Genomic DNA, 21,340 nt, shown 5'->3' on the forward strand with positions numbered 1-21,340 from the left:
CTTGCCGAAGGACGATCTCATTCTTGCACGCGACGTCGAGGCGCGGTATGCGCTACGCGATCGCCGCCTGCGCTACGTCGTGCTCGCCCCCTTTGGGGCATGGCTCGCTTCGGGAGCGCTGCGGGTGCTTCGGGTGCGCGATGCGACCGGGCCAGACGGCGCCGATCTGGTCGAGCTCGTGCTCGGTTACGATGCCTACGAGGCAGCCTGACCGGGCCACGCGAAGCATCGGGACATCGACCGAACGCTGACGCCGTCCGCGCAACGCGCGGGTAATCCCATCACGATGCGACGCGTCATCGTCGGCTTGCTGCTGGCCGCCGTCGGCTTCGCCTGCGTCTTCATGCCGTGGACGTTCTATCTACTCGTCCTCGTCATCGCGCTCTTCTGCCTTTACGAGCTCGATAAGCTGTGTGAAGTCAAGGGACAGCCGCTCGAATACCCGGTCGCGGTGCTCGGCGTCTTCCTGTACGCGCTCTTTGCGAGCCTCGGCACGCTGCACAAGTGGGAGGGCGTGCTCGTCGCCGGCATCGTCGTCGTGGCGTTCGCGATCGGAATGTACGGCGAGGAGTCGGGGTACTTCGCGCGTACGGCCAACACGCTGCTCGCCGTGCTCTATATCGGCAAGCTGCTGACGTACTTCATCTTCATTCGGCAGATTCCGTACGACGGCTTCGCCTGGACGATGTACGCGATCGTGCTCGTCGCGCTCAGCGACATCTTCGGCATGTTCGTGGGTACGGCGATCGGGCGCCATCGTTTCTCTCGCATCTCACCGAAAAAGACCGTCGAAGGTTCGGTAGGATCGCTGCTGCTCGTCGGGGCCGTTGCAACGGCGCTCGCGCTAATTCCCCAGTTGCATCTGCAGCTCTGGCAAGGTACGGTAATCGGCGTGCTCACGAACGTCGCGGCGCAGGCCGGCGACCTCGTCGAATCGGCCCTCAAGCGCGACGCCGGCGTTAAGGATGCGGGCTCCGTCATCCAGGGGCATGGCGGCATGCTCGACCGCTTCGACTCGTATCTCTTCGGGGGCACGGCGTTCTTCGCGGCGCTGCATCTCGTCGGATTGCTGAAGATGCAATGAGCGAGCGCAAGCGCGTCGCCATCCTCGGCTCGACCGGATCGATCGGCACGCAGGCGCTCGACGTCATCGCGCGCTTTCCCGATCGTTTCGACGTCGTTGCGCTCGCGGCGGGCCGCAACGTCGATCTGCTTCGCGAGCAGGCGCAGCGCTTCGAGTGCGCCGTCACGGCGAGCGCGCAAGACGGACAGAGCGGCCTCTATCGCGTCGCTGTGGAGAGCAATCCCGACGTCGTGCTGGCCGCGACCGACGGCGCCGTCGCATTCGACGCGATCTTCGCCGCCGTCGAACGCGGGATCGATGTCGCTGTCGCCAACAAGGAGCTGATCGTCGCTGCGGGCGAGCTCTTGATGCGCCTGGCCGCGAAGTGCGGCGCGCGCATTCTTCCGGTCGACAGCGAGCACAGCGCGATCTTTCAATGTCTGATCGGCGAGACGCACGAGAGCGTCGAGCGCATCGTGCTCACCGCGTCGGGCGGCCCGTTTCTGCGCGCACCGCGCCAGGAGATCGAGAACGCGACGGTCGAGGCGGCCCTCGCGCACCCGACGTGGCGCATGGGGCACAAGAACACGATCGACTCGGCGACGCTGATGAACAAGGGCTTGGAGGTCATCGAGGCGAGCCGTCTCTTCGGAATGCCGGTGCAGAGAATCGGCGTCGTCGTCCATCCGCAATCCATCGTGCACGGCTTCGTGCTCTTCGCCGACGGGAGCGTGAAGGCGCAGCTCGCAGCGCCGGACATGCGCCTGCCGATCGGCTACGCCCTCGCCTACCCGCAGCGCCTCACCTGGTCCCCGTTCGAGGGCGGGAGCGAGCTGCTCGCGATCGGCGGCAAGCCCGGGGAAGCCGCAATTCGCTACGACTACGAGCTCCCGGACCTCGAGCGCTTCCCGTGTCTGGGGCTTGCCTACGAGGCGCTCGCCCGCGGTGGCGCGGCGCCGGCCGTCCTCTCGGCTGCCAACGAAGTCGCCGTGGAGGCGTTTATAGAAGGGAAGATGCGCTTTGGAGAGATCGCACGCCTGATCGAGCGGGTCATGGGTGAGGTTCTTCGGCAGGACGACGGCGAGCTGACTCTCGACGGCGTTCGTCTCGCCGACCGGCGCGCTCGCGCGTGCGCCGAGGGGATCATTGGGAAGGTAACGACGTAAAAGATATGCTGCTTGCCATCGTCACGCTGGACGGAACCCTGAAAGTCGTCACGTTTCTCGTGATGCTCTCGGTGCTCGTCGTGCTGCACGAGCTCGGGCATTTCATTCTCGCGCGCCGCAACGGCGTGCGCGTCAACGAGTTCGCGGTCGGCATGGGCCCGAAGATCTTCGGCTGGAAGAGCCCGCGCACCGGAACGCAGTACTCGGTGCGGGCGTTGCTGATCGGCGGCTATTGCGCGATGCACGGCGAGGACGCGAAGACGAGCGAGGCGGCGCAGCAGCGTGAGTTTCAGCAGGAGCGCGAGGAGCACGTGCAACCGCTCGACGCCGACAACTTCCAGGCGAAATCGCCGTGGCAGCGGCTCTCCATCATCGTCGCAGGGCCGCTCGCGAACTTCATCCTCGCGTACGTGATTCTGCTCTTGGGCGCGTTCGCGTTCGGCGTCGAGAGCCCGAGCAGCGCGCAGGCGGTCGTCGGGCAGGTCGTGCCCCACTCGCCCGCCGCGCTTCACGGCCTCAGGCCCGGCGATCGCATCGTCGCGCTCGACGGCAGACCGGTCACGAACGGCGATGCGCTCGTCACCGCGATCAACGGCTCGCTGGGCAGGCGCGTCACCCTCGATTACGTGCGGAACGGCGCGCGGTACGAGTTCGACGCGACGCCGGTGCGCTGCGCGTCGCTCGAGCCCGTTCGAGCGCAGGAGCGCGAGAAGGGCTGTATCGGCTTCTCACCCTTCCCCGCGTTCGCGCGCGTCGGATTCGGCGAGGCCTTCGTCGTGAGCGCGAAGGAGTACGGCGACATCGCAAGCAATGTCTTCGGCAGCATCGCTTTGCTGGCGACGGACTTCCCGAAATACTCGAGTCAAGTGACGGGCGTCGTCGGCATGGGACAGGCGGCGACGACCATTCAAAGCTTCGGTTGGGGACCCTATCTCGCGCTCGCGGCGACGATCTCGTTCGCGCTTGGGGTCTTCAACCTATTGCCGATTCCAGCGCTCGACGGCGGCCGCGGAGCCTTCATCGTCGCTGAGCTCATTCGGCGCAAGCCCGTCGATCCGGAGCGCGAGGGCATGGTGCATCTGGCGGGTTTTGCCGTCTTGCTCGTCCTCATGCTCGTCATCGCGCTGCACGACATCATGCGCATCGTTGCGGGACAGGGAGCCTTCTAGCGTGCTCAGATTGCGCCGCAAGAGCAAGCCGGTCTTTCTTCAGAACAAGACCGGAAAAACCGATGCGAAATCCGTGTGGATCGGTGGCGATCACCCGATTGTCGTGCAGTCCATGACCACGACCGACACCGCCGATGCCGACAAAACGCTCGAGCAGATCTACGGTCTCGCGATGGAAGGCTGCGAAGTCGTCCGGGTCACCGTCAAGGATCCGCCCGATGCCGCAGGCCTGCCCGCGATCGTCCATCGCTCCCCGGTGCCGATCGTCGCCGACATCCACTTCGACCACAAGATGGCGCTCGCGGCTATCGAAGCGGGCGTGGCGAAGCTGCGGTTGAATCCCGGGAACATTCGCGATCCCAAGAAAGTCGTCGAGGTCGTCGATGCGGCGAAGGCGCGCGGGATCCCAATGCGCATCGGCGTCAACATGGGCTCGCTCGCGCCCGATCTCGAGAAGACGCTCGGCCATACCGCCGAAGCGATGGTCGGCTCGGCGATTCGCCACGTCGAGATCCTCGAAGAGCACGGCCATACGGACATCATCATCTCGCTCAAAGCGCATGACGTGAACACGACCGTCGACGCGTACCGCTTGATGGATCAGACGCTGCGCGAGCGCGGCACGCCGTACGCGCTCCACCTCGGCATCACCGAAGCGGGCCTGCTGCGCGATGGAACCGTGAAATCCTCGATCGGACTCGGCATCTTGCTCTACGAGGGCATCGGCGACACGCTGCGCGTCTCGCTCGCCGCCGATCCCATAGAAGAAGTGCCCGTCTGCTGGTCGATCCTCAAGTCGCTCGGCCTACGCGAGAAAGGCTTCGAAATCACCGCCTGTCCGTCGTGCGGTCGCGCCGAGATCTCGGTGCTCGAGCTCGGCGAGCAAGTTGAGAAGATCGCCAAAGAGTACACCGCCCCGGTGAAGGTCGCCGTCATGGGCTGCGTCGTCAACGGCCCCGGCGAATCGAAGATGGCCGACGTCGGCGTTGCGGGCGGGAAGGGCAAGGGCGCGATCTACCGTGCGGGAGAGCTCGTCGGAACCTATCCCGAGGATCAGCTCTTGGACATGCTGCGCCTCGAGATCGAGAAGGTCATCGCAGAAAAATATCCCGCATACGCCCACGAGCTTTCGGCATCGCCGTGACCTACGCGCTGCCTTCAGTCAAGTTGCTTGCTCTCACGACCGTGATCGCGTTGGTGGCGTCGATCGGGCTCTTCGTCTCGCGGCCCGTCACGGTCGTGGTCGACGGCGCGCGCCTCGAAAGCGACGTGCCCCCGGTGACGACCGCACCCGACGACGTCTACGTGCCGCTGCGCTCGATCGCCGACGCACTCGGCGCGCGCACGTTTTTCGATCGCAAGACCGGACGCGTGGTCGTCGTGCGCGGCAGCGACGCCCTGCGCCTGCGCGTCGGCGACGTGCACGCGACGCTCGACGGCATGCGAATGACGCTCGACCACTCGCCCTTCCAGGTCCGCGGCCGCGTGATGGTCGGATTGCACACGATCGCACGCGCATTCGGCGTACGGGTGAGCTACGATCCAGTTGCCGGCCGCGTCAACGTCATGACGCCAGGTATCGGCGAAGCGCCGCCGGCCGCAAACCTCACCTCCGTCACGCAGTAATTTCGCGGGCGATCGGAGACGATCAGGTTATCGACGAACTCGTCATGACGTCCACCTCATCATACTTACCACACGAGCACCAGCATGACGAGCGCGAACGCTGCAAAACGTCCAGGCGACTTCGATGCGTTACGTCATGCCGGCAGCGGGCGTTCCAGCAGCGCGTGGTAGCGAACGTTCTCGATGCGCATATAGGCTTGCGCGGCCGTTTCGCAGAGGCGCTCGAGCACGTCGAGTTCGTCGGGATCGAGCTGCGTGCCGTCGCGGTGCAAGCCGTAGACGGCGAACGCGAAGAGATCGTCGCCGCGAAAGATGGGGATCGCAATCGCGGGCAGGACGCCCGATTCTACGAACTCGGCGGTCACATGGCTGCGAAGGTCCCGAATCGCAAGACGCGTTCGCTCGGTCGCGAGGAAGCGCACGAGATCGTGCTCGCGCTCGAACGCGATCGCGTCGCTTGCATCCCACCCGGCAGCCGACGCCACCCCGTAGTTGGTGCCCTGCACACGGAAGAGGGCCGCCATCGTGAGGTCGAGCTTTTCGTACGGATCGTGCGCGAGCGCGCGGTCGACCGTCTGCTCCCGGTCAGCGCGCAGCAGCGTTCGCGCAAGGCGGTGGAGGTAGGCCTCAGCCTCGTGCTTCTTGCGAAAGAGAAGAAAATCGACACCGTACTCGATCCATCGGTAGCTGCGATGCAGCGCGATGCCCAGGCCGATCGTCACGGCGGCGTCGACGGCCAGTGCGACGCGCACCTGCGAGAGATACGCGCTCGTCGCCCAGTCGACGAGACCGATGATGCCGACGACGACGGTCGTGATGACGCCGTAGACGACCGTGCGGCTGAGAACGAAGCGCACGTCGATCACGTGCCGGCGCAGGATCGCGTACATCAGGCCGAGCGGCATGAGGACGGTGAGAACCGCAGCCGCGATGGAAATCGTATTGTTCGCGACGACGGTTCTCACGTCGTTGCAGATCACGCCGATGATGATGGCAAACGCCGCCCAGCCGAAGCGGGCTCGCTCCTGGCGCTCCATCGTCGCTAGGCGTGCGACGACGAGCAGCACCGTGAGCGCGGTGAAGCCTTCGTCGATCCAGTTCTGGATCGGCGTGAAACTCACGCTCGTCCAAAGGGTCGTGATGACTGCAAAGACTCCGGTCAGAACGGTCGCGACGGCAAGGACTCTGAACGCGGTGCGTCGCCAGCCATGCGGCACGCGGTCGTCCGGGACGAGAAGCGTGAAGAGGGCAAGGAGGCCAGATCCGGTCCACGTCAGCAGTTGAGCCAGTATCGCGACGACCGCGTAGAGTGCCGGCGCAAGCCAGACGAGCATGCCTTGCGGAGCGGCCCACGGAATATTGGCAGCGCAGAACCCGAAGAGAAGCCACGTCATCACGCTCGGCCGCGCCATGACGAGCGCGCAGCCGACGAAGAGAAAGAGCACGTAGATGGCCAAGCGCAGCGCCGCGAGTCCCGCCGTTCCGTACATGAGGCCGGGCGGCGGTAGTGGCTTTGGCACGAAGCTGACGTCGCGCCAGGCGCCGTCGTGACGCGCGCACAGCGAGATCGGATCCGCCGTATACTCGACGTTCGGGGAATAGGGATCGAAGAGCCTTGCAGAATCGCGTACGGACAAACACGAGATGGTATCGCCGGTACGTAGCCTCGCTCGATATGCCGGCGAGGGGCGATCCACGCGAATCACGAGGCGCGATTGCACGCCGTTGCTTATGAGCGATATCCCCGCGTACGGCGTCGACGGGTTCACGAAGAGTTGCGGCCCGACGATGGCGACGAGCAGCGCCGAAATGCCGAGGACGACGATCGCGCGTATCGCGGTCATTCCGCGAGCCCCTCCGGCTCCTCCACGGGCTTGATCTCTGCCGGATTCGATTTCCAGAACCCGTAGCTGAAGAAGAAGATGAGGCCGACGATGACCGCGCCGACGAACCACTCCCAGGTGATGGTCGAGAGCCCGAAGATCGCGAGGAACATCGACAGCACGATCCCCAGCACCGGGAAGAGCGGCACGAACGGCACTTTGAAGGAGCGCGGAATGTCGGGCCGCTTCGCGCGCAAGTACAGTACGCCGGCGCAGACGACGGAGAATGCACTCAAGGTGCCGATGTTCACGAGGTTGAGCAACTGCACGAGCGGGACGATGAGCGCGAGGGCGGCGACGGCCACGCCCGTGATGAGCGTCGTGTAAATCGGCGTCTTGAAGCGCGGATGCACGTATGCAACAGCAGGAGGCAGCATCTTGTCGCGCGCCATGACGTAGAAGATGCGCGACTGGCCCAGCAGCGACGCGAGCGCGACGCTCGTCGTTCCCGCGAGCACGCCGACGGTGACGATCCAGCCCACCCACGGCGCGTGCAGCGGCGTGAGCGCCACCACGAGCGGGTCCTTCACCGGAACCTTGTTCCACGGCATCGCGCCGAGCAGCACGACTGCCGTCGCACAGTAGAGCAGCGTCCCGATCGCGAGCGAGCCGATGACGCCCGTGGGGATGTCCCGTTGCGGGTTGCGGCATTCCTCGGCGGTCGTCGTCGCCGTGTCGAAGCCGATGTAGCTGAAGAATACGAACGCACCGATGGCGACGATGCCGTACGGCTGCACCGCCGACGAGAAATCCGCCATGCCGCCGAAGGGCTTCAGGCCGCCCCAGCCCATCGGGTTGAAGTTATGGAAGTTCCCCGCGTGGAACAGCAGCGCGCCCGCGCCGATGAAGACGAGGAGCGCGCCGATCTTCAACACGACGAAGACGTTGTTCGCCGTGGCCGACTCGCGAATGCCGATCGAAAGCAAGAGCGAGAGTGCGATGACGAAGACCGCGGCCATCAGGTCGTACTGCGAATGCAGGAGATCCCAGCTCCAGAACTGCCACCACGGCCCGTGCATTGCGAGCGCCGACTGCTGCGCCCACGCCGGGAGCGTGATGCCCGCGGCCTTGAGCACGTCCTGAAAAGACGCGGAAAACTGCTGCGCAACCGGCGCGGCGCTGATGCCGTACTCGAAGATGAGTGCAAAGCCGATGACCCACGCGACGAGCTTGCCCAGGGTTGCGTAGGCGTACGTGTACGCGCTGCCGGCAATCGGCACCATCGAGCCGAGCTCCGCGTAGCAGAGCGCCGCGAAAAACGAGGTGAGGGCGGCGAGCAGGTACGAGATGATCACTGCCGGCCCGGCTCCCTTGACCGCCGTGCCGATCGTGGTGAAGATGCCGCCGCCGATCATCGTGCCGAGGCCGATCGCGACGAGGTCGCGGCCGGAGAGCGCCCGCCGCAGAATCTTGCGCTGGGCCAAAGCGCGCAGCTGTTCCAGGTTCGTCGTAGCGACGAGCCGGCTCAGGAAGGACATAGGACGGAGCGTTCGCAGGGGGCGCCTCCTTGTCATGCCGCCTCGAAGCCTATGGCGGCGAGGCGTCCTTGGTCCAGCGACGTTCCGGTACTGCGAGCATTGCATTAGCCGCGCGCGCCCACACGAAGAGTGCGTCGCTCAAGCGGTTGAGATAGCGCAGCCCCGTCGGATCGACGTCGTCCTCGCTTTCGCGCAGCGTGAGGACGCGGCGCTCCGCGCGTCTGCAGACCGTTCGCGCGAAGTGCAGCGATGCTCCCGCGGGCGCGCCGCCGGGATGGATGAAGGTGTCGAGCGCCGGAAGCGTCGCTTCGGCTTCGTCGATCGCGCGCTCGAGCGCTGCGACGTCGTCGTCGCGTACGTCCGGCACAGTACGCGCCGATCCGCTCGGTGTTGCGAGTTCCGCTCCGAGATTGAAGAGCACGTCCTGCACCCATTCGAGCCACCGCACGATCTCGAGTCCATCCTGGCCGAACGCACCGATGGCGACGCCGATTGCGCTGGACAGCTCGTCGACCGTCCCGTATGCTTCGATGCGCGGACTCTGCTTCTGGACGCGGGCGCCGCTGTAGAGTCCCGTCGAGCCGTCGTCTCCGGTGCGCGTGTAGATGCGCGTGTGCTTAGCCATCTCGAAGCGGTGCTTTCGCCGTTGCGCCGCTCTCACCCTGAGCGCCGCGCGAAGCGTGGCAGTCGAAGGGCGCCAGGGGCCGTCGCGCGTGCGCGCGAACGCCAGCCGGTCGTGTCCGTCGAGCTTTCGAAGCAGCCCGTCGTCAAAGAAGTGCCGCGCAAAGGCGACGACCTCTCCGCGTGGTACACCGCCGTCTGTCTGCGCGCGGAGCTCGTCTCCTACTCGCCGGTACGTGGCTGCGTCGTCTTGCGCCCGTACGGCTTTGGCCTGTGGGAGAACCTTCAGCGCGAGCTCGACGCGCGCTTCAAGGCGACCGGCCACGAGAACGCCTATTTCCCGTTGCTCATCCCGGAGAGCTTGTTGATAAAGGAAGCGGAGCACGTCGAAGGCTTCGCGCCGGAGGTAGCGTGGGTGACGCAGGGCGGCAGCGAACAACTCACCGAACGCCTCGCGATTCGCCCGACGTCGGAAGCCATCATCGGAACGATGTACGCGCAGTGGATCGAGTCCCACCGGGATCTCCCGATACTCATCAACCAGTGGTGCAACGTCGTGCGCTGGGAGAAGGCGACGCGGCCGTTTCTGCGCACGATGGAGTTCCTCTGGCAAGAGGGTCACACCGCGCATGCAACCGCGAAGCAGGCGCGCGAGGAGACGCTCAAGATCCTCGACGTCTACTACGACTTTGCCGAAAACGTCGCTGCGCTGCCAGTATATGCGGGCGTGAAGAGCGCGAGCGAGCGCTTTCCAGGCGCAGAGGAGACGTACTCGATCGAAGCGCTGATGCCCGACGGCAAAGCCTTGCAATCGGCGACCTCACACGATCTCGGGCAGAACTTCGCGAAGGCATACGACATCACGTTCGCCGACGCCGACAAGACGATCAAGCACGTCTACACGACGTCTTGGGGAATGTCGTGGCGGATGCTCGGTGCGGTCATCATGGCGCACGGCGACGATCGTGGGTTGCGGCTGCCGCCGAAGCTCGCACCGCTGGAGGCCGTGATCGTTCCGATCGTCAAGGCGAGCGATCGCCGCGCACTCGAAGCGGCGGAGCAGGCGCGCGCAGCTCTCGCGGATCGCGGCTTTCGCGTTCGCGTCGACGACCGGGATCAGACGCCGGGGTGGAAGTACGCAGAGTGGGAGATCCGCGGCGTGCCGGTGCGCATCGAAATCGGCCCGCGCGACGTTGACAGCGCTAGCGTAACGCTCGTACGCCGCGACAAGCGCAAGGGCGAGGAGGGTGCGAGCCGCAGCGTTCCCACGAGCGTCCTCGCCCAGGCCGTGCGGGAAGCGCTCGACGCCGTGCACGCGAACCTGTTCGCGCAAGCCAAGGAGTTCCTGACGTCCCATACGTTCGTGGTGAGCGAGAGAGATGAGTTCTTCGAGCGATGCAGCAGCCGAGCCGGGATGATCGACATCGCGTGGTGCGGGCGCCCGGAGTGCGAGGCGTTCGTGAAGGCGCAGACCGGCGCGACCACGCGCAACCTTCGCGTCCTCGAAGGAGAGGCGCGCTGCGTCGCGTGCGGCGAGCCTGCTCGGGTACGCGCGTACTTCGCGCAATCGTACTGATGCGGCTCTTCCTCGCGATCTGCCTCGCCGTCGCGTTCGCGCGCGCAATGGCGGCCGCCGCGATCCCGGGGATCGCCGAGCTGGATGCGGACGCTCGGGCGGCGGGCAACCTCAAGCCGCTGGCGATTCGCATCGGCGATCGCCTCTTCGCCACGCCCTGGCCTGCCCAAGTGACGCAGGTCTCGGCCAATGGCGTCGACGGTCACGTCGTCATCGGCGTACGCCTCTCCGGCACCCACTTCCACCGCGCGATGAGCCGAAGCGACTTCGCGGACGAGGTGGGCCGCGTCGTCGCTGAGGCCTTCGCCACGGCGCCCGGGGCGGAAGAGGTCGATATCTGGGCGTCGGTCCCCATCGTCGTGGGGAGAGACGTCATCGTGAGCGGTGACCTTGCGATTCCGACGACGAAGCCCGTCTTCACGCTCTCCGTGCGCCGTGGCACCGACCCATCCCGGGATCGCGCCTACTGGGACGAGGACTGGGCACGCGCCGCTTTCAAACAGGACTGGTAGTGTACCGCAAAACCGTTCTCCCCAGCGGGATTCGCGTCATCACGGAATCGATGCCGGCCGTGCGCTCCGCGACGATCGGCGTTTGGGCCGACGTCGGCTCTTCGGCCGAGGCGACCGAGCGCCGCGGCATCTCGCACGTCGTCGAGCATATGCTCTTCAAAGGCACGACGCGGCGCACGGCTCGGCAGATCGCGGAGACGATGGACGCCGTCGGCGGCAATCTCAACGCGTTCACGGATAAAGAAACGACCTGCTATTACGCCAAGGTCATCGATCGTCACGTTCCGCTCGCGATGGACGTTCTCTCCGACATGTTCCTTCGCTCGCTCTTCGATGCGGAGGAGCTGAGCAAAGAGCAGCGCGTGATCCTCGAAGAGATCAAGATGTACGACGACTCGCCCGACGAGCAGATACACGATCTCTTCATCCGGACGATGTGGAAGGGCGCGAACCTCGGCGATCCGACGATCGGCAGCGCAGAGACGGTCTCCGCCGTGACGTCTGACGACTTGCGCGCGCACATGCGCCGCTTCTACGCCCCCAACGCCGTCGTGGCGACCGCCGCCGGAAACGTCGAACACGACGCGTTCGTCACGCTCGTCGGCGAATGTTTCGGCGACTTCGACGGCTCGTCTCCGCCCGTATGCTCCGAGTCGCCGCGCGCCACGCCGACGACGTATTTCAAGCACAAGGACACCGAGCAAGCGCATCTCGTCATCGGCGCGCAGAGCCTGAGCGTTCGCGACGATCGCCGCTATCAGCTCGCCGTCCTCGACACCCTGCTCGGCGGCGGAATGTCGAGCCGCCTCTTCCAGGAAGTGCGCGAGAAGCGCGGCCTCGTCTATTCGGTGTACTCGTTCCAAGCCGCATACCGCGAAGCGGGCCTCTTCGGCGCCTACGCCGGAAGCTCGCCGGAGAACGTGCAGACCTGCATCGACGTGATCTCGCAAGAGTTCGCGAAGATGCGCGATGTCGCGGTAGGCGCGGACGAGCTCGTCCGCGCGAAAGAGCATATCAAGGGAAGCTTGACGCTCTCGCTCGAGGCAACGTCAAGCCGTATGATTCGTCTCGGGCGCAACGAGTTCGCCCTGGGCCGCGAGCTGACGCCCGAGGAGGTAGAGGAACGCGTCGACGCGGTCACGCGCGAGGAGGTACAGGCGCTCGCGGGCGATCTGCTCGCGGAAGATCGCATCGGCCTGTGCGTGCTCGGCCCGGTGGACGAGGACGTGCTCGATCGGCGTCGCTTTGCCGCATAGCGCGTCGGCGCTGCCTTTTTGGACCTGGCAGCTCTACGTCGCACTCGCAATCAACGTCGTCATCCAAGCGATTCAGATCGGCGCGTATGCGGCCCGGCTTGCCGGCGTGCGCACCGGCCGCGTCGCGACCTCGATCTCTCTCTTCAACCTCTTCGTGACCGCGAGCAGGCTCGCGACTATGGTCTACACGCTGATGCTCGGGCCGCTCGCGGACCACGCCGGCAATGTCGTGAAGAGTGCGCCGCTCGCCGAAGTTCCGGGCATCCAGCACACGTTCGAGCTGCAACTCCGCCTCATTATTCTCGCGGGAACGGTGGGGACGGTGATCGGCGGGCTCCTCTTGCCGATGTTCACGTACATGTACGTACGCGGCGTGCGTTCGTTCGAACGCACGCGCTCGCTCCCGCACTCGCTCGTGCGGCTCTTCTATCCACGGGTCATCGTCGACGTTCTGCGGCACGTCAGGCTGCCGAGCTTCAAGGAGCTGCTCAGCTTCTCGCCGCGCCGCGTTCCCAAACGCTTGCTCGTCTTCAATGTCGTCGTCACCGGTATCTACGCGATCGGCGTCGTTGCCGCGTACTACGCAAGCGTGCTCGCTCCGGCGGTTGCGAGAACCGCAATTGGAACCTCCGGCCTCATCAACGGGATCGGTACCGTGGCCTTCACGTTCTTCGTCGATCCGACGTCGTCGATCATCGTCGACGAGGCGGTAAAGGGCGAGCGCCCTCACGAAGACGTTAAGGCGATGGTCTTCTATTTGGCGCTGACGGCCGTCATCGGCTGGGTACTTTCTCAGTTGATCCTATGGCCGTCCGCGGAAGCTATAAAGATCGTCGCTCATTTGGTGAATCATGGCCGATAAGCATAGTTCTCGCCTCGAAGGATGCCGGTGGGTCGGGCGCGCGCTCGTGGCGGTCGCCCTGGCAGTTTCGCTGACCGGTTGCGCCGGACCGATCGAGCGCTGGATCGTCAACACTCGCGTGCATCAAGGCGATCTCGCCCTCTCCAACGGTAATCCATCCGACGCGGTCATCGCGTACTCGCTCGCGTTGCGCGTGGATCCGCACGACCTGCGCGCCCAGAGCGGCTTCGTGGAGGCGGCGGCAGACCAGGCGCAGCTGCAGTACACGCACGGACACTTCGACGCCGCGCTTGCGACGATCGCGCAAGGTCTACGCGTCGACCCGACCAGCGTGCGCCTCGAAGCGCTGAAGAGCCAGATCGACGACGCGAAGCTCAAGCAGGAGATCGTGATCTCCAACTACCCGACGTACCAACGTGCCGGTCAAGAGCTGCAGCTCAGCTACGCGCGCTTGAACGAAGCAAATACCCTGCTCGTCAAGCGGTTGCGCAGGTTCGGCTATACGTACGACGTGACCGATCTCACGGCGGCAATCAAACAGAGCTACGAGCTTCAGCTCGAGGTCGCGCACCTCACGAACCGACTCATCGCGTATCGTCAGCTCGTGCAAGCCGGCGGCCCGCAGCCCTCGCAACTCCCCGCAACCGGCGGATCGCTGCTGCCGCTGCCTTAAGGGTTCCTTAGCACGCTCCGAGGATCTCCTTGACGCTCGTACGGCAGTCGGGGAACGCCGCCGGCGCGATGAGGTCGTTGCCGCGCGCGACGCGCACGCCCGTGTAGCGGTCGTCACGGGGTTCGCCGTGGAGTTCGACGGCCTTTCCGCTGAGGTCGACGACCCAGCATTCCGGCACGCCTGCATGCGCGTAGAGTCGTACCTTCGTCGTTCTATCGTAGTGCAGGCTCGCATCCGCCACCTCGACGACGAGCAGCACGTCCTGCGGACGGATCCGCCTCGCGCGGTAGAAATCGTCGCGCCAGGCGAGAAGCATGAGATCGGGCTGCAGCATTGCGTGGGGTGGAATCTCGAGCGTCTGTTGGCTGGCGACCGTTGCCGTGCGCCCGAGAGCGGTACAAAAGAAGCAGTGCAGGAACGTCACACTGCCCGCGTGCGGCGGATTCGATGGCGGCATCTCGACGATCTCTCCGGCGATGAGCTCGACGCGATCCCGATCCGTCAGGATGCCGTGGCGGATCATCGCCGCATACTCGGCGACGTTGAATCTGTGCAGCGTTCTTTCAGCGACCACGGTAGGCATCACGTTTCGACGATGCGTCTTATCCGCCGCATCACGCGAAACGCATCGACCGTCAATAGGCTACTGGGCGCATCGATGGTGAGCGGCGAGGAACGCGCGGCCGCGGCCTAGTCGATCCGCGCTGCGAAACGCGTCCCAGAACGCCTCGGCGTCGTGCGACACGAGCGCCGGATCGGTGTGGTACACAGGCCACGTGCCGATGCGCGTCGCCGGAAAGCGCGAGAGCCACGCGCAGAGATCTGCGTTACGGCGCAAGCGTTTGTCCTCGACTGAGATGTAGTAGCGCGCGCCCTTGCGGACCGCGCTCTCCTCGTCGAAGGGCGTCCAGAGCAACGGGTCTTCCTCCCAGCCGAAACGGTCGATGTAGTAGAGCACGTCGGGCCCGTAGTGCCCCATGACGACGAGCGCGCCGCGCGGCAGCGCGTGCCCGACGAGCACCGCGTCGGCGTACGCGGTGCGGTCGTAGCGATAGTAGTGCGCGATCGCCCCGTGACCTTGCAGGAGAACGGCCAGCACCAGCGCTACCGCAGCGGCACTTGCGATCCACGGGCGCGCGATCTCAGCAAGACGCGCGACCGCTCCGCCAATGACGAGCGCGGCGAGGGGCAGCAACGGTAGCAGATAGTAGTCGACGCGCTCGACGGTGACGACGACGAAGGCGTACAGCAGGCCGGCAACGAGCCATCCCCACACGAGCAGCGGGCTGCGCGGACGCGTCCACGGGATCGCGACGCAGGCGAGCACGGCGAGCGCAAAACCGGCCGTGCCGAGCATCGTTACGCGCAGCAAGCCGAGCGTTCCGAAGAAGAGATTCAGCGTATGTGCGAAGCCATGCACGCTCGTAAACGCAGCAGCGAGCGCGGGAAGCACGTGAAGGCGGGTGATCCCGCTCGCCCAATGCCATTCGGCATGCGCCGCAACCTCGCGATCGTAGAGCCAGAGAATGAGCAGCGGCACGAAGAGCAGGACTGCATATGCGGTTGGCCGCCAAACGCGTCCAGCGCGGGCGCGCTCCCACATCATCTTTACCAGTGGCACGACCGCGAGCACCGCAACGGGCTTCGCAAGGTACGCGAAGGTGAGTAGCGCCGCCGTGCGTGCGAGCGGCCGCGGCGCGAGGCGTTCGTCCTCGGTCAAGAGCCGGAAGGACGCATAGAGCGCCGCGGTCAGAAAGAACGCCATCACGCCGTCCGGCGTGAAGGTGCGCCCGTAGTAGATGCTTCCGGGAAAGACTGCATAAAAGGCTGCGGCGGCGAGACCCGCGAGCGCGCTTGCATAGAGCCGCCGGGCGAAGAGACCGACCATCACGATCGTTCCGAGCGAGAATGCAAGCGAGAGCAAACGCCCGAAGATCTCGTGCACGCCGAACGTCTTGTAGAACGTCGCCGCCAAGAAAGGCAGGATCTGCAGCTCGAGTTCGACGTAGTTCGGTGGCGGCCCGTCGTAATCGGTCTGCGGATAGAGTATGTTGTACTTCAGGTGCGCGAAGTTGCGTGCGATCGAAGCGGTGTCGCCCTGCCGCCAGTTCGGATGATCGAGCAACGGGCTATGGACGTGCTGGAGCCGTAACGCTAGCGCGATCAACAGTATCGCGCCCATTACCCACGGCCACGCGCGCGCGGCGCCGCTCTCCGCTTCAGGCAACGTGCCGAAACGTCCAGTACTTGTTCAGAAAGAAGTTGACGAGGATTCCCGCCGCCGTTGCGACGAGCCACAATTTATGTCCGTGCCCGAGCAGCGGAGCGCAGAGATACGAGACGACGAGACCGACGAGCCATGCAATCGCGGAGACCGTGAGGAACTGCGCCCCCTCGCGTAGTGCGTGCCCGGTCGAGCGAAACGTCCAGACGCGATTGAGATAATAGTTCGACGCGCCGCCGCTGAAGAACCCGATCGTGTAGAGCACGTCGTAATGGCTTAGCTGCGCGTGATGCGGATCGAAGTGCTGCAGCACCGTGAAGACGATGAGGTTGACCGCCAAGCCGGACGCGCCGACGACGGAGAACTTCAGAAACTGGCGCATGCCGCGGCGCCGGCCGAGCGACGCAATCACGTCACGCAACCCAGTACCAGTTGGCGAAGAGCACCGTGAAGAGGCCGAGGAGCGGCAGCGAGAAGGCCACGATGAGATTGTTCGCCCAAGGCCGCTCGCCCCACCGTGCGAGGATCGCGAACATCGGGAAGAGGACGAGGCCGAAGCGCGGCATCGACATCAAGCTGGCCGTGCACATCGGTGCGAGCACCGAGAGCGCCATGTATGCAGTATACGAGAGCCGCAGGCGCCGCCATCCCCCGATCAGCACGAAGAGCATCAGCGCCGTGAACGACAGCTCCAGCGCTTGATTGGCGACGGTCTGTCCGGCCGTTGCGTGGAGCATGCCGTGGAAGGAGTTCATGACGCTGACCCATGGCGGGGCTGCCTGCCGGCCCCAGTGCGCCTGCACGTGCGAGAAGTAGAGTGCGTCGCCGCGCAACACCCAAAGATACGCCATGTAGAGGCCGAGCCCGATGGGAATGAGCAAGCCCGCGGCAGCGTCTCGCAAGCCGCGCAGCGGCTCACTGTGATAACGCGCGAACCATTCGATTGCAAATGGAATGGCGAGCAGCAGCCCCTCGGCGCGCGTGAGCGCCGCAAAGAATCCAAGCGTTCCCGCCATCCACCATCGCTGCGAGCGCATGTAGTAGAACGAGGCGACGGTGAGGAAGAAAAAGAGCGACTCCGTGTACACCGCCGAGAAGTAAATCGCCGTTGGAAAGATCGAGACATAGAAGATCGCGCGGCGCGCGACGACGCGATCGAACTCGTGCTCGAGCAGCTTGTAGAGATAGAGCAATCCGAAGAAGAACGCCGCGTTCGAGATCAAGAGTCCGGCGATCAGGTCGTTGCCGGTGAATACGCCGAGGATGTGGATCAAGAGCGGGTAGAGTGGAAAGAACGCCGCTTCGATGCCGTGGTACCCTTGGGCTGCGATTCCGAGATAGTGAACGGCATCCCAGCGCCCCCACACGGCGAGCAGCGCGTGTCGCGACTCCTGCACGTGGGTGCCCGGCCGCTGACCGATGATGACCGCCGCGAGCTCGGCGATGATGATGATGGCGGCGCGCGAGACGAGAAAGTCGACGAGTACTTCGCGCACCGTTTGATTGAAGCGCGCGCCGATGAGCACTTTGCCGATGCAGAAGAGCGCGATGGCGGCGGCGAAGAGCCGGCTGCTGCTCGCGACGTACGGCGTCAAGACGAATGAGAGCCAGAGCGCGAAGAACGGTACCCAGGTGATGGCGTCGTACCGTAGGCTATGCGCGAGCTTGATGCCGGCGCGGCGCGAGAAGTAACGTCCGTAGACCTGCCATGCGACATACGCGAGCAGCGCTCCGGCCGGTACTGCAACGAGCAGGCCGAGCTCGCTCAGGGCGGCGTCGTGCGCCGGCACGATCGCACCGTACCAGAAAAAGAAGCCAAGCGTGGCTCCGGAAAGGAGAACGACAAGCGCCGGGAGTCGACCCGCGTAGATCTCTCCGAGGTCGAGCGAGCGCGCGTGCGAGGAGCGCGAATGAATGTCGGCAGACACGGGCCTCTTCCTTTAAAAGGGAAAGTGCCGCTTCCCTTGTAGCCAGGGAGGCATATGATCAACTCGCTCGACTTCGTGAAGGTAACGGAGAGCGCGGCGATCGCGGCTTCGCGGTGGATGGGGCGTGGCCAGCGCAACGTCGCCGACGGCGCCGCGGTCGAGCAGATGCGCGAGCGCTTGAACGACATGACCATTGCCGGACGCATCGTGATCGGCGAAGGCGAGCGGGACGAGGCGCCGATGCTCTTCATCGGCGAGCAGCTCGGACGCGGTGGCTACGAGGTGGACATCGCGGTCGATCCGATCGAAGGCACCAATCTCGTAGCCAATGGCCTGCCGAACTCGATCGCAGTGCTCGCCGTTGCGGACCGCGGGGCGCTGCTTCACGCGCCGGACTCATACATGACGAAGCTCGCGGTCGGCCCAAAAGCGGCGCCCTTCGTCGATCTGGACGCGCCCGTTGCAGCGAATCTGCGCGCTGTATCGCGCGCGCTCGACAAGCCGATCGACGAGATCTGCGTCGTCATCTTGGACCGACCGCGTCATCAGGAGCTGATCTCCGACGTTCGCGCTGCCGGCGCGCGCATTCGCCTGATCTCAGACGGCGACGTCGATGCGTGCATCGCAACCACGCTTCCGTCGACGGGCATCCACGTCGCAATGGGCATCGGCGGTGCGCCGGAAGGCGTGCTCGCGGCAGTTGCCATCAAATGCCTCGGTGGGAACTTTCTCGGCCGCCTGCAACCGCGCAACCCGCAAGAAGCGGAACGCGCGAAGGCGATGGGATTCGGCGACCTGAGCCGCGTGTTGACCCTCGACGATCTCGTCAAGGGCGACGCGCTGTTTTGCGCGACCGGCATTACCGACGGCGATCTCGTGCATGGCGTTCGTTTCTTCGACGGGCACGCGCAGACGCACTCGATCTTGGTGCAGTCCGGCGGTGTCGTGCGCTTCATCGAATCGACGCATCTCATGACCGCGCGATGACGCAGCACTCCTACGACCTCGTCGTCGTCGGGGCCGGCTCCGGCGGCTACGCTGCCGCGCGCACTGCGCGCGAGCTGGGGGCAAGCGTCGCCCTCGTCGACAAAGGACCGCTCGGGGGACTCTGCATCCTGCGGGGGTGCATGCCGAGCAAAGCGCTGCTCGCGTCCTCAGACGCGCTCTACGACGCGCGCGAGGCGCGTGCGATCGGCATCGACGCCGGCAATGCGACGCAGGACGTGCCGTTCATCGCCGCGCGCAAGCGCGGCCTCGTGCGTTCGTTCGCCGAGTATCGTATCGACGGCATCGCGACGTTTCCGCTCTACGAGGGCTCCGCGTCCTTCGTGTCGGCGCACGAACTGCGCGTGCGTCATCACGGCGCCGCATCGTCGCGTCACCCCGAGCATGTGGAAGGACGCCACACGATTTTGCAGGCGAAGTCCTTCATTATCGCCACCGGAAGCGTCGTCGCGCCGCCGATCGTGCCAGGATTAGCCGAAGCCGGTTATCTCGACAGCGACGCGGTCCTGGAGCTCGAGAGGATTCCGAAATCGGTGATCGTGCTCGGTGGGGGCTATACGGCCTGCGAGCTGGGCCAGTTTCTCTCGCGCATGGGCGCCCGCACGACGATGGTCGTTCGCAGCGCACTGCTGAGCCATTCCGACGAAGATGTCAGCGATACGCTCGAAGCTGCCTACCGCGAGGACGGCATCGAGATCGTCAAAGGCGCGCGGCTCGACCGCGTCGAGCGTCGAGGGACTGAAAAGATCGTGCACGTCACGGTCGACGGCGTGGAGCGTGCCGTCGCGGCGGAGGAAATCTTCTACGCGCTTGGTCGCGTTCCTAACGTCGACGGGCTGAAGCTGGAGGCCGCCGGCGTGAAGTACGGTCCACTACGCGGCGTCGAGATCGACGCAACGTTGCGTTCGAACGTACGCAACGTATTCGCCATCGGCGACGTAACCGCTGAGTTCCTCCTCGTGCACATTGCGATCTACCAAGGCGAGATCGCCGCGCGCAACGCGATTCTCGACGGTGACGAAGCCGCCGACTACCGCGTTTTCTCGGCGCACACGATCTTCTGCGATCCGCAGGTAGCGCGCGTGGGAAAGAGCGAGAAGGCCTTGAAGGCTGCGAAGATTCCGTACGTCGTTGGGAGGTACGATTTCGCGGAACACGGCAAAGCGATGTGTCTCGGCAAGACGAAGGGCTTCGTGAAGATCGTTGCCGACGGGCGGAGCGGCGAGATCCTCGGGGCCACCGTCGTCGGCACCCAAGGCTCCGAGCTTATCCACGAGATGATCGTGGCAATGCACTACCGCGCGACGGTGCAGGAGTTCATGCGGATCCCGCACCTTCACCCGACGCTAGCGGAGATCTGGACCTACCCTGCGGAAATGTGCGCGGCGCGGCTTGGAATGAAGGCGCCGGGTGACGAGCAGATGGAAGTCGCAACGAGTGGAACCCCCGCGTAACGTGACCGCGACGGCGCAGCACCTGCGCGTCGCTCTCGTCCAGACCAAGCCACTCAAAGGACGCTACGCCGAGAACCTCGCGGCGATCCAGAGCGCGTTCGCGCAGATCGCGACGAACGTCGATCTCGTCGTGTTACCGGAGGCAGCGCTATCGGGATACTTTCTTGAAGGCGCCGTCTACGAGGTCGCGCTGCCGGCGCAGCGCTTCGCCGAGGATCTCGCGCGGGCGTGGAAGGCCGCATGCGGAGATCGCCGCGTTGACCTGGTCTGCGGCTTCTTCGAGAACAGCGAGGGCACGTACTACAACAGTGCCGTCTACCTCGAGATCGAGCGCGGAAAGGCACGCATCGTCCACGTACATCGTAAGATGTTTCTGCCCACGTACGGCGTGTTCGACGAAGGACGGTTTCTCTCGCGCGGTCGCCGGCTTCAGGTTTTCCCGACGCGCTTTGGAACGATGGCGCTGTTGATCTGCGAGGACATCTGGCACGCGATCGTGCCGACGATCGCCGCGATCAAGGGCGCGCGAATTCTCCTCGTACCGAGCGCCGCGCCGGGACGTGGCGTCGAGTCGTCCGGCGAGCTCGGCTCGATTCTTCGCTGGCGAGAGATTCTCACTATTACTGCATCGGAGCATGGTGTTTTCATTCTTTACGCCGGCCTGACGGGGTTCGAAGGCGGCAAGGGAATGACGGGCTCCTCGTGCGCGATCGATCCGCGCGGGGAGGTACTCGTCAGCGCGCCCGCGACTGAGCCCTGCATTCTCCTCGCGGACTTGGATCTGCGCGAGATCGATATTGCGCGCGCCTCGCTGCCGCTTCTCGGCGATCTCGAGGCGGTGCTG

The 21,340-nt window shown here is 65.0% G+C and carries 21 protein-coding genes; 14 read left to right on the plus strand and 7 right to left on the minus strand.

Annotated features, from left to right (window positions below):
• Position 1 precedes the first annotated feature (1 nt).
• The 6 genes from VMV82_00530 to VMV82_00555 all read left to right on the plus strand — a co-directional run bounded on the left by VMV82_00530 (position 2) and on the right by VMV82_00555 (position 5,024).
• The gene (locus VMV82_00530) at positions 2–211 is read left to right on the plus strand and encodes a hypothetical protein (GenBank protein HUY40042.1); all 210 of its coding nucleotides are present in this window, start codon (positions 2–4) and stop codon (positions 209–211) included.
• Positions 212–286: 75 nt separating this feature from the next.
• A complete protein-coding gene (locus VMV82_00535) occupies positions 287–1,084 on the plus strand; it encodes a phosphatidate cytidylyltransferase (GenBank protein HUY40043.1) in 798 nt (265 codons plus the stop codon).
• Positions 1,081–2,229, plus strand: coding sequence for a 1-deoxy-D-xylulose-5-phosphate reductoisomerase (locus tag VMV82_00540; protein HUY40044.1), 1,149 nt, complete (start codon positions 1,081–1,083; stop codon positions 2,227–2,229). The genes VMV82_00535 and VMV82_00540 overlap by 4 nt, the downstream gene beginning before the upstream one ends.
• A 5-nt stretch (positions 2,230–2,234) precedes the next feature.
• Positions 2,235–3,398: a M50 family metallopeptidase gene (locus VMV82_00545; protein ID HUY40045.1), complete on the plus strand. Its 1,164-nt coding sequence runs from the start codon at positions 2,235–2,237 to the stop codon at positions 3,396–3,398.
• A gap of 10 nt (positions 3,399–3,408) precedes the next feature.
• Complete coding sequence (gene ispG / locus VMV82_00550; GenBank protein HUY40046.1) at positions 3,409–4,542, plus strand: flavodoxin-dependent (E)-4-hydroxy-3-methylbut-2-enyl-diphosphate synthase; 1,134 nt, start codon at positions 3,409–3,411, stop codon at positions 4,540–4,542.
• Positions 4,539–5,024 carry a copper amine oxidase N-terminal domain-containing protein gene (locus VMV82_00555; protein HUY40047.1) on the plus strand — a complete coding sequence of 162 codons (486 nt, stop codon included), beginning with the start codon at positions 4,539–4,541 and terminating at the stop codon, positions 5,022–5,024. The genes ispG and VMV82_00555 overlap by 4 nt, the downstream gene beginning before the upstream one ends.
• A gap of 134 nt (positions 5,025–5,158) precedes the next feature.
• Here the strand turns inward: VMV82_00555 and VMV82_00560 are convergent, their stop codons facing one another.
• The 3 genes from VMV82_00560 to VMV82_00570 are packed head-to-tail and all read right to left on the minus strand — an operon-like array spanning position 5,159 to position 9,010.
• Positions 5,159–6,868: a hypothetical protein gene (locus tag VMV82_00560; protein ID HUY40048.1), complete on the minus strand. Its 1,710-nt coding sequence runs from the start codon at positions 6,866–6,868 to the stop codon at positions 5,159–5,161.
• On the minus strand, positions 6,865–8,385 hold the full coding sequence (locus VMV82_00565; GenBank protein HUY40049.1) for an amino acid permease: 1,521 nt from the start codon (positions 8,383–8,385) through the stop codon (positions 6,865–6,867). Before VMV82_00565 ends, VMV82_00560 begins: the two co-directional genes overlap by 4 nt.
• Positions 8,386–8,434: 49 nt before the next feature.
• Positions 8,435–9,010, minus strand: coding sequence for a cob(I)yrinic acid a,c-diamide adenosyltransferase (locus tag VMV82_00570; GenBank protein ID HUY40050.1), 576 nt, complete (start codon positions 9,008–9,010; stop codon positions 8,435–8,437).
• 111 nt (positions 9,011–9,121) lie between these two features.
• On the opposite strand from VMV82_00570, the gene proS reads away from it, so the two are divergent.
• The 5 genes from proS to VMV82_00595 are packed head-to-tail and all read left to right on the plus strand — an operon-like array spanning position 9,122 to position 13,885.
• A complete protein-coding gene (gene proS, locus VMV82_00575; protein HUY40051.1) occupies positions 9,122–10,582 on the plus strand; it encodes a proline--tRNA ligase in 1,461 nt (486 codons plus the stop codon).
• A complete protein-coding gene (locus VMV82_00580; GenBank protein ID HUY40052.1) occupies positions 10,582–11,094 on the plus strand; it encodes a hypothetical protein in 513 nt (170 codons plus the stop codon). The genes proS and VMV82_00580 overlap by 1 nt, the downstream gene beginning before the upstream one ends.
• Positions 11,094–12,350 (plus strand): pitrilysin family protein, encoded by a 1,257-nt coding sequence (locus VMV82_00585; protein ID HUY40053.1) that lies wholly within the window; start codon positions 11,094–11,096, stop codon positions 12,348–12,350. Before VMV82_00580 ends, VMV82_00585 begins: the two co-directional genes overlap by 1 nt.
• Complete coding sequence (locus VMV82_00590) at positions 12,340–13,212, plus strand: DUF2837 family protein (protein ID HUY40054.1); 873 nt, start codon at positions 12,340–12,342, stop codon at positions 13,210–13,212. Before VMV82_00585 ends, VMV82_00590 begins: the two co-directional genes overlap by 11 nt.
• Positions 13,202–13,885, plus strand: coding sequence for a hypothetical protein (locus VMV82_00595; GenBank protein HUY40055.1), 684 nt, complete (start codon positions 13,202–13,204; stop codon positions 13,883–13,885). The genes VMV82_00590 and VMV82_00595 overlap by 11 nt, the downstream gene beginning before the upstream one ends.
• Positions 13,886–13,892: 7 nt before the next feature.
• Here the strand turns inward: VMV82_00595 and VMV82_00600 are convergent, their stop codons facing one another.
• The 4 genes from VMV82_00600 to VMV82_00615 are packed head-to-tail and all read right to left on the minus strand — an operon-like array spanning position 13,893 to position 18,037.
• The gene (locus VMV82_00600; GenBank protein HUY40056.1) at positions 13,893–14,468 is read right to left on the minus strand and encodes a Uma2 family endonuclease; all 576 of its coding nucleotides are present in this window, start codon (positions 14,466–14,468) and stop codon (positions 13,893–13,895) included.
• A gap of 60 nt (positions 14,469–14,528) precedes the next feature.
• A complete protein-coding gene (locus VMV82_00605; GenBank protein ID HUY40057.1) occupies positions 14,529–16,112 on the minus strand; it encodes a glycosyltransferase family 39 protein in 1,584 nt (527 codons plus the stop codon).
• Entirely contained in the window at positions 16,105–16,521 is a 417-nt protein-coding gene (locus tag VMV82_00610; GenBank protein HUY40058.1) for a GtrA family protein, read from the minus strand. Before VMV82_00610 ends, VMV82_00605 begins: the two co-directional genes overlap by 8 nt.
• Position 16,522: 1 nt before the next feature.
• Positions 16,523–18,037 (minus strand): mannosyltransferase family protein, encoded by a 1,515-nt coding sequence (locus VMV82_00615; protein ID HUY40059.1) that lies wholly within the window; start codon positions 18,035–18,037, stop codon positions 16,523–16,525.
• A 54-nt stretch (positions 18,038–18,091) separates the two neighbouring features.
• On the opposite strand from VMV82_00615, the gene glpX reads away from it, so the two are divergent.
• From glpX to VMV82_00630, 3 genes are all read left to right on the plus strand, one after another.
• Positions 18,092–19,024 (plus strand): class II fructose-bisphosphatase, encoded by a 933-nt coding sequence (gene glpX, locus VMV82_00620; protein ID HUY40060.1) that lies wholly within the window; start codon positions 18,092–18,094, stop codon positions 19,022–19,024.
• Positions 19,021–20,496: an FAD-dependent oxidoreductase gene (locus tag VMV82_00625; protein ID HUY40061.1), complete on the plus strand. Its 1,476-nt coding sequence runs from the start codon at positions 19,021–19,023 to the stop codon at positions 20,494–20,496. Before glpX ends, VMV82_00625 begins: the two co-directional genes overlap by 4 nt.
• The coding region (locus VMV82_00630; protein ID HUY40062.1) for a nitrilase-related carbon-nitrogen hydrolase at positions 20,480–21,340 on the plus strand (861 nt) is incomplete at its 3' end. The genes VMV82_00625 and VMV82_00630, both read left to right, overlap by 17 nt.

Source organism: Candidatus Dormiibacterota bacterium (assembly GCA_035532035.1).
Classification (GTDB): domain Bacteria; phylum Vulcanimicrobiota; class Vulcanimicrobiia; order Vulcanimicrobiales; family Vulcanimicrobiaceae; genus Tyrphobacter.

What these genes read in the sequence shown, in the direction of transcription:
- VMV82_00560 (HUY40048.1), bottom strand. Translation starts at nt 6,868, where the DNA reads ATGACCGCGATACGCGCGATCGTCGTCCTCGGCATTTCGGCGCTGCTC.
- glpX (HUY40060.1), top strand. Translation starts at nt 18,092, where the DNA reads ATGATCAACTCGCTCGACTTCGTGAAGGTAACGGAGAGCGCGGCGATC.
- VMV82_00625 (HUY40061.1), top strand. Translation starts at nt 19,021, where the DNA reads ATGACGCAGCACTCCTACGACCTCGTCGTCGTCGGGGCCGGCTCCGGC.
- VMV82_00545 (HUY40045.1), top strand. Translation starts at nt 2,235, where the DNA reads ATGCTGCTTGCCATCGTCACGCTGGACGGAACCCTGAAAGTCGTCACG.
- VMV82_00570 (HUY40050.1), bottom strand. Translation starts at nt 9,010, where the DNA reads ATGGCTAAGCACACGCGCATCTACACGCGCACCGGAGACGACGGCTCG.
- VMV82_00535 (HUY40043.1), top strand. Translation starts at nt 287, where the DNA reads ATGCGACGCGTCATCGTCGGCTTGCTGCTGGCCGCCGTCGGCTTCGCC.
- VMV82_00595 (HUY40055.1), top strand. Translation starts at nt 13,202, where the DNA reads ATGGCCGATAAGCATAGTTCTCGCCTCGAAGGATGCCGGTGGGTCGGG.
- VMV82_00600 (HUY40056.1), bottom strand. Translation starts at nt 14,468, where the DNA reads ATGCCTACCGTGGTCGCTGAAAGAACGCTGCACAGATTCAACGTCGCC.
- VMV82_00540 (HUY40044.1), top strand. Translation starts at nt 1,081, where the DNA reads ATGAGCGAGCGCAAGCGCGTCGCCATCCTCGGCTCGACCGGATCGATC.
- VMV82_00565 (HUY40049.1), bottom strand. Translation starts at nt 8,385, where the DNA reads ATGTCCTTCCTGAGCCGGCTCGTCGCTACGACGAACCTGGAACAGCTG.
- VMV82_00580 (HUY40052.1), top strand. Translation starts at nt 10,582, where the DNA reads ATGCGGCTCTTCCTCGCGATCTGCCTCGCCGTCGCGTTCGCGCGCGCA.